Raw genomic sequence first — 1,031 nt, 5'->3', positions numbered from 1 at the left:
CCGGGTGATGACAAGCCCTTGCACCCCGCCGGCAGCAGCGCCCACAACGACGGCGGCCAAGAGTGCTGCGAACCAGCCGAATCCTTGCGTGCCGCTCGTCGACAGCGACAGCGTGTTGGCGGAGCCACCCTTGGCGACCACGGCGGCGACCATACCGCAGAAGGCGAGCAGCGAACCGACCGACAGGTCGATGCCGGCGGTGAGGATGACGAAGGTCATGCCGAGCGCGATCAGCCCGGTGATCGAGATCTGCCTTGTGATGTTGAACAGGTTGATCGGGTCCATGAAGCTCGGCTTCAGCACGGTGAAGACGATGATCAGCGCCACCAGGAACAGCAGCGGCCCGAAGCTCATCAAAAGCCGCGCGAAGTTGATGCCGCCGCGCTGATCCTGTTCCCCCGCCACGCTCATAGTGTCTCCTTGCGGTCGAGTGCCATCAGTTCCATCAGTCTTTCCTCGTTTGCCTCGACGCCCGGCATCTGGCCGGTGATGCGGCCCCGGCGCATGGTGACGATGCGGTCCGACACTGCAAGCACCTCGGGCAGCTCGGACGAAATCATCATCACCGCAATGCCGCGCGCCGCAAGCTGCACCAGGATCTGGTGCACCTCGGTCTTGGCGCCGACATCGACGCCGCGCGTCGGCTCGTCGACGATCAGCACTTTCGGATCGCGCGCCAGCCAGCGCGCCAGGATCACCTTCTGCTGGTTGCCGCCCGACAGGCCTTCGATAGCCTGCTCGGCCGAAGCCATGCGGATCGACAGCATTTTGCGAAACCCGGACAGCGCATCGCGCTCGCGCCGCTCGGCCATGAAGCCGAAACCGTTGCTGAAGCTGCCCAGCGAAGCGATGGAGAAATTCGGCAGGATGCCCAGCGCGGCAAAGATCGCCTGGTGCTTGCGGTCCTCCGGCAGCAGGCCGATGCCGAGCGCAATGGCGTCTGCGGGCGATGCCGGGGCGATCGGCTTGCCATCGAGCGTGATGGTGCCGGCCGCGATACGGTCGGCGCCGAAGATGGCGCGCGCCAGCTC

Annotated in this window: 1 protein-coding gene and 1 pseudogene; both read right to left on the bottom strand. The window is 65.7% G+C overall.

The features are described from left to right. Nucleotides 1–411, bottom strand: a pseudogene (locus tag EN984_RS35785) (ABC transporter permease); the annotation flags it as partial. Next, nucleotides 408–1,031: ATP-binding cassette domain-containing protein (locus EN984_RS35780; RefSeq protein ID WP_164765973.1), on the bottom strand; the 624-nt coding region annotated here is incomplete at its 5' end. The gene EN984_RS35780 and the pseudogene EN984_RS35785, both read right to left, overlap by 4 nt.

Source organism: Mesorhizobium sp. M7A.F.Ca.CA.004.12.1.1, assembly GCF_003997835.1.
Classification (GTDB): domain Bacteria; phylum Pseudomonadota; class Alphaproteobacteria; order Rhizobiales; family Rhizobiaceae; genus Mesorhizobium.
The sequence above is the reverse complement of the archived record's forward strand: the minus strand, read 5'-3'. Positions and strand labels throughout refer to the sequence as shown.